This window comes from Acinetobacter sp. 1000160 (assembly GCF_000588715.1).
Lineage (GTDB): Bacteria > Pseudomonadota > Gammaproteobacteria > Pseudomonadales > Moraxellaceae > Acinetobacter > Acinetobacter courvalinii.
This window is the reverse complement of record NZ_JFWP02000005.1, coordinates 57754-75260: the sequence shown is the minus strand read 5'-3', so window position 1 is coordinate 75260 and position 17507 is coordinate 57754. Positions and strand designations below refer to the sequence as shown.

The window sequence follows — 17507 nt, the reverse complement described above, 5'->3', positions numbered from 1 at the left end:
TTTCACTCATGTCAAACTGGTTAGATGAAGTTAAATTTGATTCCAATGGTCTTGTTCCTGCCATTGCACAACATCATCAAACAGGTCGAGTGTTAATGGTTGCGTGGATGAATCGTGAGGCATTACAACTGACTGCTGAAAAAAATCAGGCGGTGTATTACTCGCGTTCACGTCAAAAACTCTGGCACAAAGGCGAAGAATCCGGGCACTTTCAAACCGTGCATGAAATTCGTCTCGATTGCGATGCCGATGTCATCATTCTACAAATTGAACAGCATGGTGGCATTGCCTGTCACACCGGCCGTGAATCGTGCTTCTATCGCAAACTCACTCCACAAGGCTGGGAAATCGTAGATGCCCAACTCAAAGACCCGACGGCGATTTATGGCGCATCGGCAAAAGTTGAAGCGCATGATCAGGTGCAAAATGAACAGGTGGATGTGCTTGCTTATCTCGGCCGCCTCATGCAGGAGCGTAAGCACGCCAAAGCCGACAACTCTTATGTGGCTAGCCTGTACAAAAAAGGCATCAATAAAATTTTAGAAAAAGTCGGTGAGGAAAGTGTCGAAAGCATTATCGCTGCCAAAGATTATGCCGTGCTTGCCTCACTGGAAAATAAACACGATCTGGTTTATGAAGTCGCCGATCTCTGGTTCCACAGTATTGTGATGCTGGGTTATTTCGACCTTGATCCGCAAGTGGTACTGGATGAGCTGGCACGTCGCCAAGGTTTGTCTGGTTTAGTTGAAAAAGCGAATCGTAGTCAAGAAGCGTAAATAGAGCCTGTGTCAAATATAGAAAAACCAAAAGCCACCTATGAGCAAGCGATTGCCATAGACAATGCCCGTTTAGGCCAGTCTTTTAAAGTGATTGCGTATGCTGGCACAGGTAAAACCACCACTTTGCAAATGATCAGTGATGCCATGCCTGAACGGCGTGGTATGTATCTGGCCTTTAACAAGGCGATTGCTTCAGAAGCACAGAATAAATTTCATGGCAACGTAAACTGCCGCACCTTCCACTCACTGGCATTTCGCAGTGTTCCACGTGGAGTCACCGACAAGTTACGTCTACCCCGTCTCAGCCCGAGTTTTATTGCCAAAGAATATCGTCTGGAGCCCATTACATTACGTCGCCTGATGGGCGGACGTTATGAAAAATATGTCCTGATGCCCAGCCGTCTGGCCAGTCTGGTGGCCAATGCGGTCAGCTATTTTTGTTCGACCAGTTCCCAATACCCGGCCCCACGTCATATTCAGGCACCGAGCTGGTTACATCTGGATGACATTGAAGCTTTACAGCAACACCTCTACCCTGCGGTAGAACGTCGCTGGCTGGAATCGATTGATCCCAATCATCAGGCGGGCATTGGGCATGATATTTACCTGAAACTATGGGCCTTATCGGAACCGAATATTCCTGCAGACTATGTACTGTTTGATGAAGCACAGGATGCAGATCCATTGATGCTGGGCATTTTGCTCCGTCAAAAAAGTACTCAGGTGATTTATGTCGGTGATGCCCATCAGCAAATCTATGCATGGCGTGGAGCAATCAATGCCATGCAGCAAATGCCCTTACCGGAAAGTCGTCTCACTACTTCTTTCCGTTTTGGTGACGCGATTGCCGATGTGGCCAATAGCTTGCTGGGCGCATTGAATGAAACCGTGCCCTTACTCGGCAATCCCAATGTTAAATCGAGTGTCGTCAACAAGCCACACACCAAAATGCGGGATGCGATCCTGTGCCGGACCAATGCCCGTGCCATGGAGTTACTGCTTTCGGGTCTAGTGCATGGAGATAAAGTCAGCCTGCAAGCCGATCATCAAAAACTCAGCCGCTTTGTCGATGCTGCCAGTTTGCTGAAACAAGGTAAACGCATCACCGACGTGCCTGAACTGGCCTGGTTTAACTCATGGCATGATGTGCATGAGTATTGTGAAACCAATGATGGCAGTGATATCAAGCCTTTAGTCAAACTGGTTGACGATCATGGTACCGATCCACTAAAAAGGGCACTGGCAAAAATCACGCCGATTGAGCAGGCAGATTATGTCATCTCGACGGCCCATAAAGCCAAAGGACTGGAGTGGAACCGTGTTCATATCGAAGATGACTACCAGTTTAAAATAAATGGAATGGAACATAAAATTACAGATGAAGAGTTAAGACTACTTTACGTGGCCTGCACGCGTGCTAAAGTAAGTTTAAATATTCATCATTTATACGACTTAATACAACAATTAAAACAGCGAGCGCCCGCAAGTCTTCGTCAGTCCGCAGGTTAAAGCGCTCATGATTGAGGTCAGCTTATGCAACTTGAATCGGTTCTTTTTAAACATATCGGCATGTTTCGGGATCTGAAACTCGATTTCTATCCTGAACAGCAGCCCATCACCCTGATTTTGGGTGATCAGGCCACCGGTAAAAGCACCATTTTAAAAAATATCTACCAAAGCCTGACCTGGTTTTCTGCACGTTATAAAGATATACGTACTGCAGGGGTGGTAATTGCCGATCAGGATATCCTGTTAAATAGACTTCAAGCCAAAATCCAGATGCATGTGCGCATGAGCAGTGAGCTGAATGCAGCCTTACCGGAAAGTAGCACCGCCCAGACCGCCGATACCCAGACCTGCATGTGGAAGTTGTATAAAACCTTTAATGCCCAAGGTGTTGGCATCAGTCAGGTGGAAACCCAGCAACTCGACCAGCTGGTTACGCTGTATCAGAAAACCAATCAGCAGGACCCGCTCCTCGGCTTACCACTGATTGCCTACTATCCGGCTGAACGCTTTGTACAAGATATTAATTTACAAAGTAAAAATACACCGGGGACTTTGCAGGAAATTGCTGCCTATGATCTGACAGCAATTCCTTACACCACTTTTGCGCGTTTTTTTGAATGGTTACGTGAAATCAGTGATGTAGAGAATGCGCATTCGGCTCACATAGTCCGGCGTTTAATGGGCAATGATTTTAATCAGCAAAACCAGTCAGAAATTTTGCAAGAATTGCAGCAGGAACTGCTCAATCATCCCAAACAGCTGTCTGCACCGAATTTGTATGCCTTGAAAAGCAGTCTGCAAACCGTTTTTCCCGAACTGAATGATATTTACATTCAATACGTTCCTAAACTGCAGCTAATGGTGCGCTATCAGGAACAGACCTTGCCCTTCCAACTGCTGTCTGCTTCCATGAAAGCATGGATTGCACTGGTGGGCGATATTAGCCGACGATTGTGTTTATTGAATCAGCATTGTTTTAATCCCTGTCTGGAAGGTGAAGGCATTTTGCTGATTGACCAGATTGATCACCAGCTCGACCAGCAAATGTGTGCTGAAATTCTGGCCCGCCTACATCAGGCATTCCCTCGCCTGCAAATTATCAGCACAGGCAACCGTGATGCCTTACTTGAGCATGCAGCGCAATATCAATGCCTGAAACTGGATCAGAAAGGCATTTATGAAATTGATCTGGAAGCCTCTCAACAGCAGCTTTCCGACCTGTATCAAGAGCTGGCACAAACACAAGAGATGAGTTCAATCGAACAGCAAAATGTCCTGCAGGCTGATCCTTTATCGAACAGAGTCGATGAGTTATTTCATCAGATTCAGGCTCTGAATGAACAGGAAAAGAGCGATTTAATTCACTTGCTCAAGATCGATGACACCCCGCAGGAGAGCCCGCTTTAATCGATTGCCCACACTGGAAAAGGCTGTGCTTTAAAACAAAAAGTGTTGTTATTTTCATGTAATAACATCAGATTTTTATTGATGTTTTATAGTAAAATAAATCTCATTTTTTATTTTCAAGTTGTGCAATACAACTTGCTGCCTCCGTTAACTTGATTGGGCTTCAAGATTTAAAGTTTTTGGTATTCTCTTTGAGTGCCTGTAAGTCTTGAAAAAAATTCACCCTTAGGTCTCGACCTAAATCATCGACATGGATACCAGTGTGCTACCGATTATTATCCTATTACCGCTCATACTCGGCACCACCCTTGTCTCACAATTGCAACGTATTTCACGGGGCGTGACGGCACTTGGGGCGATTGGCATCAGCCTTAGCTGTTTTATTTTACTTCTTACTCAGGCAGAAACGGTTCTTCAGGGCAATACCCTGCAACAAAGCTGGGACTGGCTTCCGCAGCTTGGGATCAATCTTAGTTTTCGCCTGGATGCATTAGGTTTATTGTTTGGTCTGCTGATTAGCGGTATCGGCACACTCATTTATATTTATGCCTATTATTATCTCAGCCCGAAAAACTCGCTCAGTAAACTCTATCAATTATTAATGCTGTTTATGGCAGCCATGCTGGGGATTTCGCTCTCCAACAACCTGATCCTGTTACTGGTGTTTTGGGAGTTAACCAGTATTTCCTCTTTCCTGCTGGTCGGCTACTGGAGTCAGTATGACGCGGCCCAGCGTGGTGCCCGTATGGCACTTACCATTACAGGAATGGGTGGTTTGGCAATGCTGGGGGGCTTTGTCTTACTGGGTCAGATCACCGGAACTTATCAGATCGACCAACTGGTGCTGATGAAAGATACCATTCAGCAACATGAGCTTTTTGTTCCGACCTTACTGTTAATTTTACTTGGGGCTTTCACCAAAAGTGCGCAGTTCCCGTTTCACTTCTGGTTACCCAATGCCATGGCGGCACCTACGCCTGTTTCGGCTTATCTGCATTCGGCAACGATGGTCAAGGCAGGGATTTTCCTGCTGGCCCGTTTAGCGCCTATTTTTATCGGTGCTGCGCTATACCACAACATCGTGACCTTTGTCGGTTTATTCACCTTGTGTATGGCCGCAGGTTTTGCGATTTTCAAAGAAGACCTGAAAGGACTTCTGGCCTATTCAACTATCAGCCATTTAGGTTTGATTGTCTGCCTGCTCGGTATCGGTTCACCGCTTGCTGTTGCAGCGGCAGTATTCCATATCATCAACCATGCCACTTTTAAAGCGGCATTGTTCATGATTGCAGGGATTATCGACCATGAAACCGGTACCCGTGACTTGCGTAAGCTTAGCGGTGTCTGGCAACTACTTCCATTCACTGCAACCTTGACCATGATCACGGCGGCATCTATGGCAGGCGTGCCCCTCACCAATGGTTTCATCTCCAAAGAGATGTTCTTTACCGAGTTACTGGCGAATCTATCTGGTCCAGTCATGGTGATCTCGGCGATTATTGCGACCTTAGCCGGTATTTTTGCAGTGAGTTATTCGATTCGACTGGTTCACGGTGTGTTCTTTGATGGCCCGCTGGGTAAACAGGTTCCAAATAAAGATGCGCATGAACCACCATTAGGCATGCGCTTACCTGCAATCATCCTTGCGACTTTGTGTATCTTGGTCGGCATCCTCCCTGCCCTGCTTGCAGGAACCCTAGTGAATAGCGTGACGCGTGCCAGTCTGGCTCAACCTGAATTTGAAGGTGCGCATCTGGCGATCTGGCATGGAGTGAATGCACCGTTGCTAATGAGTGTGATTGCCTTGATTGGCGGAGCATTGTTCTATTTCGCACTGGCCAAAGACGGACGCATTCGCAAGATTGATCTTGATCCGCATCTGGGTAAATTTCAGGGCCGAGTCCTGTTCGATCTGTTCCTGAAACATTTACTGCTCAGCAGTCGCCGCATGAAGCAGACCACCGAAAATGGTTCTCTGCAAAGCTATCTGCTCTGGATTGTCCTGTTTAGTATTGTCATGGTGGCACTACCGCTGTTGAATCAGGGGCTGACCACAGGGACACGAGAACTGACCCATGCGCCATGGGTGGCGATCGTGTTATGGCTCACGTTGTTCTCTGGTTGCTGGATGATGCTGTGGTTCCATCATGAACGAATCAAGGCAGTACTGATCAGTGGTGCGGTTGGTTTAGTGGTGACCATGGTGTTCGTGACCCTGTCTGCACCTGACCTGGCATTAACCCAAATTACGGTAGACGTTGTTACGACGGTTTTACTGCTCATGAGCTTGTCATTACTGCCACAACTAACACCATACGAATCGAGTCGTTCACGCCGCTGGAGAGATGCAACACTGGCCATTGTAGGTGGTTTGGGTATTGGCTGGATTACATGGCTGTTACTGACCCGTGACCACAATTCAATTTCGTGGTTCTTCATGCAACAGGCGATTCCACTTGGCGGTGGATCCAATGTGGTGAACGTGATTCTGGTAGATTTCCGTGGCTTCGATACCTTCGGTGAAATCACGGTGTTGGGTATCGCGGCCATCGGTGCGCTGTGCTTGATGGATGGCATGCGTGCGCATGGCACTACCATGACCCAAGGTCTGACTTATCGCTTCAACCCTTCGCCACTGATGCTACGTATTACCGCGTCATGGATCTTGCCACTGGCGCTTGTCGTCAGTGTGTATATTTTCATGCGCGGTCACAATCTGCCGGGTGGGGGCTTCATCGCGGGCTTGATTACTTCAATGGCCTTGGTGATCCAATACATCGTGCTGGGACAGGACCAGACCGAACAGATGATCAAAGCCAAATCAGGCCGTCTGTATGAGTTATGGATTGGTTCAGGCTTAACCATTGCAGGTTTAACCGGTATTGCAGCCTGGTTCTGGGCACGTCCATTCCTGACCAGTGCGCATATTTATGTAGAAGCACCGTTACTCGGAAAAATGCATCTTGCATCTGCAGTTGCCTTTGATACAGGGGTTTATATTACCGTTGTAGGGGCCACCATGTTATTGATCTCGGTCTTGGGGGACTCACGTCACTCCAGTATGTCAGGCCCAATCCCAAGTGGAGATAAAGAAAATGGTTAGTATTGAATTTTTACTCGCTTCAGGGATTGGTTTACTGACCGCAACAGGTATTTATTTGATTCTGCGTGCCAGAACCTTTCCTGTTGTGCTTGGCCTTGCCATGATCGGTTATGCAGTCAACCTGTTCCTGTTCGCAATGGGGCGCTTGCAAATCAATGCCCCTGCTGTCTTGACCCAAGCCACTAAAGTCACTGATCCATTGCCGCAGGCACTGGTCTTGACCGCCATTGTCATTGGCTTTGCAACCACAGCATTTATTGTGCAACTTGCCTTACGTAGCCGCTATGAATCAGGTACTGATCATGTCGACTCCAAAGAAGAACCCACCTTGACTTATGACCCACGTGAGGATGAGCCATAATGTTTGATTTTTATAATTTCTGGCACGCTCATGCTCCGATTATCAGTATCTTAATTCCGGCTTTTACCAGTTTTATATTGATCTTACTCGGCAACCCGGGTTCAGGCTCGTTAAAACAAGATTGGCGCCAGCCCTGGCGTCGCGGCATCAGTCTGGGCTCAGCAATTCTGGGGCTCATCACCGCGGTGAGCTATCTGGGGATGGCCAGCACAGGACAGATCACGGTATATCAACTCAGCGAATGGTCTGCACCTTTTGGCATTGTACTGGTACTGGACCAACTTTCTGCCTTTATGCTGGTGCTAACTTATGTGCTTGCGGTACCGGTGATCTGGTTTGCAAGTGATAACTGGGACACGCGTGGACGCTATTTCCATACCATGGTGCATTTCCTGCTGATGGGAATCGCGGGCGCTTTCCTCACTGGCGACTTGTTTAACTTATTCGTATTCTTTGAAATCCTGTTGATGGCGTCTTATGTGCTGCTGTTACATGGTCAGGGCCGTCCACGGTTTCAACTGGGAATTCACTACGTCACCATTAACCTGCTCGCCTCTGCCCTGTTCCTAATCGGCTTAGGCATGATCTATGGCAGTGTGGGTAGCCTGAATATGGCCGATGTCGGGCGTCTGGTTCCGACTCTGGATGGTGATCAGCATAAACTTGCAATTGCAGGCGGTTTTTTACTGTTTGTGGTCTTTGGTATTAAAGCTGCCATGCTGCCTGTCGGCTTCTGGTTGCCAAAAACCTATGCGGTTGCCAGCACCCCTGTTGCTGCACTGTTCACTATCATGACCAAAGTCGGTATATATGCGATCTTACGGGTCAACGGGACCGTGTTTGATGATGTCATGGCCCAGAGTATTCTCAAGAACTGCCTGCTGATTATTGGCTTGATTACTTCATTGTATGGGGGGGTCGGTGCAATTGGCGCAGAACGCTTACGTCGTTTTGTCGGCTTTATGGTGTTATCGTCAATCGGTACCCTGCTGATCGCGATTGCCATGTTCAATACTGAAGCATGGGCAGCGGCACTGTATTATCTGGTACACAGTACCTTGATCGGGGCAGCATTCTATCTGTTCTGTGGCTGGATCACCTCACAACGGGGAGCTTTCAAGGACCATCTGAAAGTTGCACCTAAAATCAAGCAGGAAAAAGCCGCCGCCTTTAGCTTTTTCATCATTGCATTAATGCTGGCAGGTTTACCACCGTTCAGTGGTTTCCTCGGTAAAGTTTTTATTTTACAAGCCACTGCGGAAACGCCATATCAAGGCTGGATCATTGCAGTGATCCTGATCGTCAGCTTGCTCAGCATTATCGCGCTGACACGAGTGGGTTTTATTCTGTTCTGGCGTGCAACACCACCGGAACAAGACCAGAAAGAAGCTGCTTATGCTGAATATCAGGCTTTGCCTGAAGTTGCACCCAAACGCAATGACAAGGCCATCTATATTCTACTGGCCAGCTTGATGGCCTATGTGGTCTTTGCTGCGCCTATCCAAAGCTATACCACAGCCACGGCACAGCAAATCCAGAACCATGCCCTGTATAACCAGACCATCCTGAAAAATGATGCGCAGGGTCGTCCGATCAGTGTCCAGCCTTATGATCCGAGTTATTTACCTGAAACCAAATATGGTGGTGAAGTCGAAGATCATAATGCCCTGTTGATTCCGGATATTATTTCCAAGCCAACCCTGCAAGGTGAGCATATTTCTGAATACAAGCAGCGTCAAATCGCTGGGCAGGTTTTGGAAGCACCGACCATTCCGAATAGCACGCAGTTAAAACCAATGGAGGAACACTGATGCAAAAATTATCTTTGCTTGACCGTTGGTTTCCGCATCCCTTTGTGTCTGTGCTGATTTTTGTGAGCTGGCTGATGCTGGCTCACAGTTTGGATGTAACCGATCTTTTAATTGCGGTGATTCTGGCTATCGGGATTGCGCGTCTGGTCAGTCCCTTTATTGACAGAACTCCACATATTCAGTGGATGCCTGCCATTAAACTGTTTTTTGTGGTGCTTTGGGATATCGTGATCTCTAATTTCCGCGTTGCTAAAATGGTACTTGGCCCTATGGATCAACTGCATCCGAAATGGTATCGCGTTCCTCTGGAAACCGAACACGAGCAGGTCAACACCTTGCTGGCCATGATCATTACTACCACGCCCGGTACGGTTTCCGCTGGTATTGATCAGGAGCGTGGCGATATTCTGGTGCATGCGCTCAGTACCGATAATGCCGAGCTTGATATTCAGGACATTAAAAAGCGTTATGAAATGCCTTTAATCGAAATCTTTGACGTGAAGATTGCAGCAGAAGGAGCAACCAAATGACTATTCTCCCTTATGCATTGGGTATTGGCTTAATTGCAATTACCATCTCGATGTTTATGTGCCTGATCCGTCTGATTGCAGGTCCTTCGGTCATTGATCGACTGCTGGCCCTGGATACCCTGTTCCTGAATGCCACCTGTTTAATCGTCGTGTTGGGCATTTATTGGGTAAGCACCAATCTATTTGAAGGTGCGCTTCTGGTGGCAATGCTGGGCTTTGTTTCGACCGCTGCCCTCGCCCGCTATTTCACTACTGGTCACGTGATTGATTAAGGAGCGTTATCATGCAACTGATTATTGAGATTATTATTTCATTCTTCGTGGTGTTTGGCGCCTTCTTTATGCTGGTCGGTTCGATCGGCATGATCCGCCTGCCAGACTTGTTTATGCGTCTCCATGCACCGACTAAATCTAGTACCTTAGGGCTTGGTAGCTTCCTGATTGCGGCAATGATTTTCTGGGCAACACAAGGCCGTTTTGGTTTTGCCGAGCTTTTGATTACCCTGTTTGCCTTTATCACTGCACCCGTATCCGCCAATTTGATGGCTCAGGCAGCCATCCACTTACGCTTACGCTCAACCAGTGGTGAGGTACCAGAAGCCTTAAATCGTCCGCTTCCTTGGCAACGCTACCGTCGCCATCCATTGAAGAAAGATTAAGTCCTTTTTATTCTGAGCATAAAAAAAGCCACCCGAAGGTGGCTTTTTTTATATCTATTTACTTCTGTTCATCTTGCTCTTGTTCAGGCAGATCTTTAACCGCTTCAGCAATCAGACCAAACATATAGTTACCATAGGCATTGGTCTTGTCGTAATGGAAACGCAATCTTGGCGTAATCCGTGTCTTGATACGACGACTCAACTCATGACGCAGGAAACCCGATGCTTTATTCAAGACATCCAAGGTTTCTTTATTTGCAGCTTCACTTTGGTCATCGCCCAGTTCACGGCCCATTACAGTGACATATACTTCAGCATATCCCATATCTGCACTGACTTTCACGGCTGAGATGGTCACCAGACCACCCAGACGTGGATCTTTAAGCTCCTGACGGATCAGCTCGGACAACTCACGTTGTACCGAATCCGCCATGCGCTTTAAGCGTTGGCTACCCGCCATTAAAGACTCCGTTTAATCAATTGAACATCATACACTTCGATCTTGTCTTGTGCCTTGATGTCTTTATAGCCTTTGACTGCAAGACCACATTCCATACCAGCACGAACTTCTTCAACCACTTCTTTATAGCGACGAAGAGATTCAAGCTCGCCCTGGAACACAACCACGTCATCACGTAATACGCGAATTGGCTTGTTACGGTGTAACACACCCTCAAGAACCATACAGCCTGCTGCTGCACCAAACTTACTTGAGTGGAACACTTCACGCACTTCAGCAACACCCAAGATTGTCTCACGATGTTCAGGTGCAAGCTTACCGCTCATTGCAGCTTTCACATCATCAATCAATTGATAGATGATGCTGTAGTAACGAATATCGATACCATCTTGGTCAGCTTTTTGACGTGCTGTATTGTCGGCACGTACGTTGAAGCCTAACAATACTGCTTCTGAAGATTCAGCCAAAGTAACGTCTGATTCGGTGATTGCACCTACGCCAGAACCGATTACACGGACTTTCACTTCATCAGTTGCAAGCTCATCAAGTGCAACATGCAATGCTTCCAAAGTACCGCGTACGTCAGTTTTGAGTACCACGTTAACGGTTGGAACATCTTTCTTGCCCATTGACGCCATGATGTTTTCAAGACGCATCGAGCTTGCACGCTCAAGACGTTTTTGACGTTCACGGTCTGCACGAGCATCAGCAACTTCACGTGCTTTCTTCTCGTCATTGACCACAAGAACTTCATCACCCGCCATTGGCGCTTCTGGTAAACCTAAGATTTCTACAGGAATTGATGGACCTGCAGACGTGATACGTTGACCATTTTCGTCTGACATGGCACGTACACGACCATACGATGAACCGGCCAATACCAGGTCACCAATGTTCAATGTACCGTTTTGTACCAGAATCGAGGTGACTGCACCACGGCCTTTATCAACACGTGCTTCAATTACAACACCTTGTGCCGCGCCTTCAGCAGAAGCTTTAAGCTCCATCAATTCAGATTGGATCAGGATCAGGTCAAGTAAACCATCGATACCTTCACCAGAATGTGCAGATACTTTCGCGATTGGAACATCACCGCCCCACTCTTCAGGTACGATACCTTTGGTGGTCAATTCGTTTAATACGCGATCTGGATCAGCTGATTCTTTATCCATTTTGTTGATTGCAACAATGATTGGCGTACCCGCAGCACGCGCATGGTCAATCGCTTCAGCTGTTTGTGGCATGACACCATCATCAGCAGCAACAACAAGGACCACGATATCAGTTGCTTTCGCACCACGTGCACGCATAGAAGTAAACGCTGCGTGTCCCGGTGTATCTAGGAAAGTAATAATGCCTTTCTCAGTTTCAACATGGTAAGCACCAATGTGCTGAGTAATACCCCCCGCTTCGCCCGCTGCCACTTTAGAGCGACGGATACGATCCAGTAATGAGGTTTTACCATGGTCAACGTGACCCATGATCGTCACCACTGGAGGACGAGTGGTTTGCTCACCACGTGCTTCTTCAGCTGCAACCAGTAAGTTATCTTCTGCTTGTGTATCAGAAACTAATACTGGGTTGTGACCCAATTCTTCAACCACAAGTACCGCAGTATCTTGATCAATCGCCTGGTTCTGAGTCACAAGCTCGCCCATTTTCATAAGGGTCTTGATGACTTCACGAACTTTAACAGCCATTTTCTGTGCAAGATCAGCAACAATGATTTTCTCACCGATCTCGACATCATAAACCTGTTTCTTCACAGGCTTTTCAAAACCATGCTTGTTGGCTTGGCTGGTTTTCAAACCGCGCTTGTGATGGCTCTTGCTGAAGCTTTGCTCAGACTGAGCATCGCCACCACGACCGCCTTTCTTACCACCACGTGTATTTGCAGTCGCGCCACCGCGTTTGATTTCACGGTCTTCCTTGTTGAAGGAATCTTCATAGGCCTGACCAACAAGACCGGCAGCTAAAGGTGAATCATCAATTACACGAATGGTTGCAGTGGCATCATCATTTGAATATTTTGATGCCATCTGACGCATTTGCTCAAGCGTACGTTGCTGTGCTTCTTCAGCAGCTTTACGACGTACTGCTTCTTCAGTTGCTTTCAACTGAGCAGTTTGCTCTTCACGTGCTTTTTTCTGTTCTGGTGTTTCAGTCGGGCGAACCACTGGCGCTTTAATCACCTTGTCGCTATTACGCTTTTTCACCACAACCGCTGCTTTCGCAGTGTTTTGACCTGAACTATCAGAAGTATGCGCTGCACGCATGGCTTCTAATGTTGCATTGGCTTTTTGTTCAGCGCTATGACGAGCTTTTTGATCTGCTTCATCACGTACTTTTTGTTCAGCACGGACTTTCGCATCTGCTTCTACACGCGCTTTTGCTTCAGCTGCAAGTAACTCTGGATTTGGCTTGGCAAAAACCTGTTTCTTGCGAACTTCAACATTAATGCTTTTTGCTTTACCAGAAGTACTGGTAACTTTAGCAGTACTCGTTGTTTTACGTTTCAACGCAATCTTTCCTGTGTTACCACTTTCCTGACCATGTACTTTTTTCAAGTGATTGACCAAAGTATCTTGCTGTTCAGTGGTAATAATGTCATCTGCTTTACGCTGTGGTAAGCCTGCTTCGCGAACCTGTTCCAGGAGTTTCTCTACAGGACGTTCTACGCTGAGTGCTAACTCTTGAATCGACTTGTCCGTCATCTATTATCTCCTAGTTAAACCATGATTCACGTGCTTTCATGATTAATTGACCCGCTTTGTCATGACCTAAACCTTCGATATCAGAAATATCGTCAGTTGCCTGGTCTGCCAAATCATCAACAGTAACCACACCACGCGCCGCCAATGCATATGCAATCTCGGTTGTCATACCTTCCATACCGAGAAGTTCTGCACTTGGCTCTTGAATATTTTCTTGCTGTTTCAATGCATCCGTCAAAGCAGCTTCTTTCGCACGACTCTGTAGCAATTCAACCAAATCAGCTTCAAGCTCGATTTCATCAAATGTTTCAGCCGGAACGTAAGCAATCTCTTCTAATGAAGTGAAGCCCATTTCAACCAATGCCATTGCCAGGTCTTCTTCAATATCAAGACGTGTAATAAACATGTCTAAATATTGCTGTGCTTCATTTTGCTGACGAGCACGATACTCTTCTTCTAACATCATGTCGAGTTTATAACCCGTCAATTCCGATGCTAAACGAACATTTTGCCCTTGCGAACCAATGGCACGTGCTAACTGATCATTGGTTGCGAAGATGATGTCCGCACTACGTGCATCTTCATCAAGGACAATACCTGATACATCAGCTGGCTCTAACGCACTGGCGATATATTGTGCCGGATCATCAGACCACACCACCACATCAATACGCTCACCGTTCAACTCTTGCTGTACCGCCTGGATACGTGTACCACGCATACCAATACATGCACCTACAGGGTCAATACGATGGTCATTGGTTTTCACTGCAATTTTAGCACGAACACCCGGTTGACGCGCTGCTGCTTTAATTTCGATGATTTCTTCAGAAATTTCTGGAATTTCTTTCTTCATCAAGGCAATCAGCATTTCAGGACGTGCACGAGACAATAATAATTGTGCACCACGGCCTTCACGGTTGACGTTGTACAAAATCGCATTGATACGCTGTTTAGGGCGTAAAATTTCTTTATGAATGGTTTCTTCACGCGCCAAGTAAGCTTCAGCGTTGTCACCCAGATCAATGATAAAGCCATCTTTGGTTTGCTTTTTCACTTCACCGTAAATCAACTCGCCGACTTTCGATTCATATGCATCCGCAACCAATGCGCGCTCTGCTTCACGAATCTTCTGTACGATTACTTGCTTAGCGATTTGCGCAGCAATACGGCCAAACTCGATTGATTCAACTTCAAGTTCACGCACATCACCGATTGACCATTTCGCAGGGTCTACATCAGAAATTGCGTCCTGGCATGCTGGCATTTCATGATCTTCATCCGCAACCACCGTCCATTGACGGAAAGTACGGTAATCACCAGTTTTACGATCAATCTCAACACGGAGTTGAGCTTCTTCAGAATGTGTGCCTTCGTAAAACTTTTTCTTCGTTGCCGCAACAAGTGCTTGCTCTAACGCTTGGAAGATCGCTTCACGACTAACACCTTTTTCATTACTAACCGTTTCTGCAACGGTAAGAATTTCGCGGCCCATAAGTCACCTACCGATTTCTTATAAAATTAAGTTAATATTAGTCTTGATAGATTAAATTTGCTTTATCAATATTATTACTATCAATTTCAAGCACATGATTACCTTCAACTTCGACCTGAATGATTTCATTTTCCAAGTCTACAGAAAGTAATTTCGCCTGAAATTTGCGACGGTTCTCGACAGCAGCAATTAATCGTAAAGCCACTTGTTGCCCGATATAGGCAGGTAATTGATTAAGTTGGAAAAATGGACGATCCCAACCTGGTGATGACACTTCTAAAGCATACTCACCGGAAATTGGATCATGGACATCAAGCATTGCACCCACTTGTTGTGTTACCAGAACACAATCCTGAACGCCAATACCACGCCCGAGTTCAACTTCACCATCTTCATTGAGGACAGGTTCAGCACTCTCATCTACCGCTTTATCGATATAAATACGTAGTAAAGAACGCTTACCTTGTGGCAGGAATTCAATCCCCCACAGATCTACACCACACGCAGCTACAGCTGGCGCAATAAGATCATGCAATGCTTGTGATTTATTTGATAATTTCATGTACTCTCGTCGCTCTTATACGAGCCAATCAATCTTAACCGTATAGTGAAGCACGACTATTTGACCAATTGATGTCGAACAACTACACGATAGCTAAACAACCAATAAAAAAGGGCGTAAATCGCCCCTATGTTACACAGAAAAGCTTAGCCCACTGTGCAAAAAGGCCCACCTTATTGTGAGCCTCTTTTTAGAAACTTGGTAGCGGGAGCTGGATTTGAACCAACGACCTTCGGGTTATGAGCCCGACGAGCTACCAGACTGCTCCATCCCGCATCAACGTGCAAAAATTATATACAAATATGAAAAAAAGTCAATCTAAGTTTTCTTCATATCCGTCTGATTAAGTTGCACCTTAATCAAATGGTAGCGGGAGCTGGATTTGAACCAACGACCTTCGGGTTATGAGCCCGACGAGCTACCAGACTGCTCCATCCCGCATCAACGTGCAAAAATTATATACAAATATGAAAAAAAGTCAATCTAAGTTTTCTTCATATCCGTCTGATTAAGTTGCACCTTAATCAAATGGTAGCGGGAGCTGGATTTGAACCAACGACCTTCGGGTTATGAGCCCGACGAGCTACCAGACTGCTCCATCCCGCATCAACACAAACACTGCATACACCGAACTTAACTGGTTATTAAGTTTGGTGCGGAAGGGGGGACTTGAACCCCCACGCCCGAAAGCACTACCACCTCAAGGTAGCGTGTCTACCAATTCCACCACCACCGCAGTTTGTGGGACGCATTCTATTCCTTTCAATACAAAAAGGAAAGTCCTAAATCGACTTATTCAGCCGTTTTAGGTGCATTTGATGAAGTTTCAGGCGATGTTGCTGGCGCAGATGTCGTCGTTTGAACAGATTTCAAACTATAGGCATCTGTAGTTTGTTTCTTGGCAAACACAGCGAGTGTCAAACTGGTGACAAAAAACAGCGCTGTAAAAATCGCAGTCATACGAGTTAAAAAGTTGCCTGCGCCTGACGCACCAAATACGGTTGCAGCACCGCCACCACCAAAGGATGCGCCTGCTTCTGCACCTTTACCTTGTTGTACCAGAACCAAAGCAATAATCAAAATTGCTAGAATGATGTGGACAACGAGTATAAAACTATACATCTCTATTCCTCGTTATTTGCTTTGCGCAAATGCTTTTGCGATTTGGTAAAAAGATTGTGCATTTAAAGACGCACCGCCTACCAAAGCACCATTAATATCTGGACATGCCGCCAATTCAACCGCATTTTCAGCCTTCACACTACCACCGTACAAGATCGCAGTCGTGGCGCCAAATGCCGTAATCTGCTTTAAGCCTTCACGGATTTTTGCATGCATCGCCTGAGCATCTGCGGGTGACGCGGTTTTACCCGTCCCGATAGCCCAGATCGGTTCATACGCTACCACAATATTTTGCCATTGTTCAGCTTTTACCACCGCTGCAATGTCACAAATCTGTTGTAATACCACCTGCTCTGCTGCACCCTGCTCACGCTGTTCCAGAGTTTCACCGACACAATAAATCACGTTTAAACCTGCACTCAAGGCATTTTGCAGCTTGGCTTTTAATATTTCGACATTGTCACCGAATAACTCACGGCGCTCAGAATGTCCAATCAATACATATTCAATCTGGCTGTCTTTTAACAGTTCCGCACTGACTTCACCTGTGTAGGCACCCGTGCCAGCTACACGTGAAAGATCTTGAGCCACGGTATATACGGCTCTGGCTGCATCTTTTAACTGAGCCTGAACCCCAGTCAAGGCAATGCTGGTTGGTGCGACACCAATATGGCATTGCTCAGCAGCAATATTGTCCTGCTGTAATAACTGCTTAAATTCTTCTATTAGTTGGAAAGCATTCGCATGCATTGGATTCATCTTCCAATTGCCAACAACCCAAGGGGTAATGGTCGAATTCGACATCCTTCGCCCGCCTACTGTTAATTTTCAAAAATGCTGCATATTTTACACGGATTTTTATAAAATTCAGTTTTTTTCTATTGTTTAGATCTAAATCAATTTAAAATTTATCTTCACCTCAGCCTGATTACTGTTTATACGCTAGTCGCTTGTTATATTTATTTAAAAACAACAGGCTGGTGGTGGGCAAAAGTA

Annotated in this window: 15 protein-coding genes and 4 tRNA genes; 9 read left to right on the top strand and 10 right to left on the bottom strand. The window is 46.3% G+C overall.

Annotation, left to right across the window (positions count from 1 at the left end; all coding sequences use genetic code 11):
- Window positions 1-8: 8 nt before the first annotated feature.
- The 9 genes from hisIE (at window position 9) to J699_RS06930 (ending at window position 10158) form a co-directional block, all read left to right on the top strand.
- Complete coding sequence (gene hisIE, locus J699_RS06890) at window positions 9-776, top strand: bifunctional phosphoribosyl-AMP cyclohydrolase/phosphoribosyl-ATP diphosphatase HisIE (protein WP_032870588.1); 768 nt, start codon at window positions 9-11, stop codon at window positions 774-776.
- 9 nt (window positions 777-785) lie between these two features.
- Window positions 786-2288: a UvrD-helicase domain-containing protein gene (locus J699_RS06895; RefSeq protein ID WP_005226465.1), complete on the top strand. Its 1503-nt coding sequence runs from the start codon at window positions 786-788 to the stop codon at window positions 2286-2288.
- Window positions 2289-2312: 24 nt separating this feature from the next.
- Complete coding sequence (locus J699_RS06900) at window positions 2313-3695, top strand: ATP-binding protein (RefSeq protein ID WP_032870586.1); 1383 nt, start codon at window positions 2313-2315, stop codon at window positions 3693-3695.
- A gap of 250 nt (window positions 3696-3945) precedes the next feature.
- Window positions 3946-6798 (top strand): monovalent cation/H+ antiporter subunit A, encoded by a 2853-nt coding sequence (locus J699_RS06905; RefSeq protein ID WP_032870583.1) that lies wholly within the window; start codon window positions 3946-3948, stop codon window positions 6796-6798.
- On the top strand, window positions 6791-7159 hold the full coding sequence (locus tag J699_RS06910) for a Na+/H+ antiporter subunit C (protein ID WP_004774108.1): 369 nt from the start codon (window positions 6791-6793) through the stop codon (window positions 7157-7159). Before J699_RS06905 ends, J699_RS06910 begins: the two co-directional genes overlap by 8 nt.
- On the top strand, window positions 7159-8970 hold the full coding sequence (locus J699_RS06915; protein ID WP_032882856.1) for a monovalent cation/H+ antiporter subunit D: 1812 nt from the start codon (window positions 7159-7161) through the stop codon (window positions 8968-8970). The genes J699_RS06910 and J699_RS06915 overlap by 1 nt, the downstream gene beginning before the upstream one ends.
- Window positions 8970-9500 (top strand): Na+/H+ antiporter subunit E, encoded by a 531-nt coding sequence (locus J699_RS06920; protein ID WP_005280861.1) that lies wholly within the window; start codon window positions 8970-8972, stop codon window positions 9498-9500. The genes J699_RS06915 and J699_RS06920 overlap by 1 nt, the downstream gene beginning before the upstream one ends.
- On the top strand, window positions 9497-9772 hold the full coding sequence (locus J699_RS06925; protein ID WP_005226455.1) for a monovalent cation/H+ antiporter subunit F: 276 nt from the start codon (window positions 9497-9499) through the stop codon (window positions 9770-9772). The genes J699_RS06920 and J699_RS06925 overlap by 4 nt, the downstream gene beginning before the upstream one ends.
- An 11-nt stretch (window positions 9773-9783) precedes the next feature.
- Window positions 9784-10158: a Na+/H+ antiporter subunit G gene (locus J699_RS06930; RefSeq protein WP_005226454.1), complete on the top strand. Its 375-nt coding sequence runs from the start codon at window positions 9784-9786 to the stop codon at window positions 10156-10158.
- Window positions 10159-10216: 58 nt separating this feature from the next.
- On the opposite strand, the gene J699_RS06935 is transcribed toward J699_RS06930, so the two are convergent.
- The 10 genes from J699_RS06935 to tpiA form a co-directional block, all read right to left on the bottom strand.
- The gene (locus J699_RS06935; protein ID WP_004774100.1) at window positions 10217-10618 is read right to left on the bottom strand and encodes a ribosome-binding factor A; all 402 of its coding nucleotides are present in this window, start codon (window positions 10616-10618) and stop codon (window positions 10217-10219) included.
- Window positions 10618-13332, bottom strand: coding sequence for a translation initiation factor IF-2 (gene infB, locus J699_RS06940; RefSeq protein WP_005226452.1), 2715 nt, complete (start codon window positions 13330-13332; stop codon window positions 10618-10620). Before infB ends, J699_RS06935 begins: the two co-directional genes overlap by 1 nt.
- 10 nt (window positions 13333-13342) lie before the next feature.
- Window positions 13343-14827, bottom strand: coding sequence for a transcription termination factor NusA (gene nusA, locus J699_RS06945; protein ID WP_004774096.1), 1485 nt, complete (start codon window positions 14825-14827; stop codon window positions 13343-13345).
- Between the two features lie 37 nt (window positions 14828-14864).
- Window positions 14865-15389 carry a ribosome maturation factor RimP gene (gene rimP, locus J699_RS06950; RefSeq protein ID WP_005226450.1) on the bottom strand — a complete coding sequence of 175 codons (525 nt, stop codon included), beginning with the start codon at window positions 15387-15389 and terminating at the stop codon, window positions 14865-14867.
- A 199-nt stretch (window positions 15390-15588) separates the two neighbouring features.
- Window positions 15589-15665, bottom strand: a tRNA-Met gene (locus J699_RS06955).
- Window positions 15666-15753: 88 nt separating this feature from the next.
- Window positions 15754-15830 (bottom strand) — tRNA-Met (locus J699_RS06960).
- An 88-nt stretch (window positions 15831-15918) separates the two neighbouring features.
- Window positions 15919-15995: transfer RNA gene (locus J699_RS06965), tRNA-Met, on the bottom strand.
- Between the two features lie 45 nt (window positions 15996-16040).
- A tRNA-Leu gene (locus J699_RS06970) sits at window positions 16041-16125 on the bottom strand.
- Window positions 16126-16181: 56 nt separating this feature from the next.
- The gene (gene secG, locus J699_RS06975) at window positions 16182-16511 is read right to left on the bottom strand and encodes a preprotein translocase subunit SecG (RefSeq protein WP_032870579.1); all 330 of its coding nucleotides are present in this window, start codon (window positions 16509-16511) and stop codon (window positions 16182-16184) included.
- Between the two features lie 12 nt (window positions 16512-16523).
- On the bottom strand, window positions 16524-17315 hold the full coding sequence (tpiA, locus tag J699_RS06980; protein ID WP_032870578.1) for a triose-phosphate isomerase: 792 nt from the start codon (window positions 17313-17315) through the stop codon (window positions 16524-16526).
- Window positions 17316-17507 lie beyond the last annotated feature (192 nt).

Bases quoted from the DNA above. Each gene is read 5' to 3' on its own strand.
- hisIE (WP_032870588.1), top strand. From the start codon at position 9: ATGTCAAACTGGTTAGATGAAGTTAAATTTGATTCCAATGGTCTTGTT.
- J699_RS06900 (WP_032870586.1), top strand. From the start codon at position 2,313: ATGCAACTTGAATCGGTTCTTTTTAAACATATCGGCATGTTTCGGGAT.
- J699_RS06905 (WP_032870583.1), top strand. From the start codon at position 3,946: ATGGATACCAGTGTGCTACCGATTATTATCCTATTACCGCTCATACTC.
- J699_RS06910 (WP_004774108.1), top strand. From the start codon at position 6,791: ATGGTTAGTATTGAATTTTTACTCGCTTCAGGGATTGGTTTACTGACC.
- J699_RS06915 (WP_032882856.1), top strand. From the start codon at position 7,159: ATGTTTGATTTTTATAATTTCTGGCACGCTCATGCTCCGATTATCAGT.
- J699_RS06920 (WP_005280861.1), top strand. From the start codon at position 8,970: ATGCAAAAATTATCTTTGCTTGACCGTTGGTTTCCGCATCCCTTTGTG.
- J699_RS06925 (WP_005226455.1), top strand. From the start codon at position 9,497: ATGACTATTCTCCCTTATGCATTGGGTATTGGCTTAATTGCAATTACC.
- J699_RS06930 (WP_005226454.1), top strand. From the start codon at position 9,784: ATGCAACTGATTATTGAGATTATTATTTCATTCTTCGTGGTGTTTGGC.
- J699_RS06935 (WP_004774100.1), bottom strand. From the start codon at position 10,618: ATGGCGGGTAGCCAACGCTTAAAGCGCATGGCGGATTCGGTACAACGT.
- infB (WP_005226452.1), bottom strand. From the start codon at position 13,332: ATGACGGACAAGTCGATTCAAGAGTTAGCACTCAGCGTAGAACGTCCT.
- nusA (WP_004774096.1), bottom strand. From the start codon at position 14,827: ATGGGCCGCGAAATTCTTACCGTTGCAGAAACGGTTAGTAATGAAAAA.
- rimP (WP_005226450.1), bottom strand. From the start codon at position 15,389: ATGAAATTATCAAATAAATCACAAGCATTGCATGATCTTATTGCGCCA.
- secG (WP_032870579.1), bottom strand. From the start codon at position 16,511: ATGTATAGTTTTATACTCGTTGTCCACATCATTCTAGCAATTTTGATT.
- tpiA (WP_032870578.1), bottom strand. From the start codon at position 17,315: ATGTCGAATTCGACCATTACCCCTTGGGTTGTTGGCAATTGGAAGATG.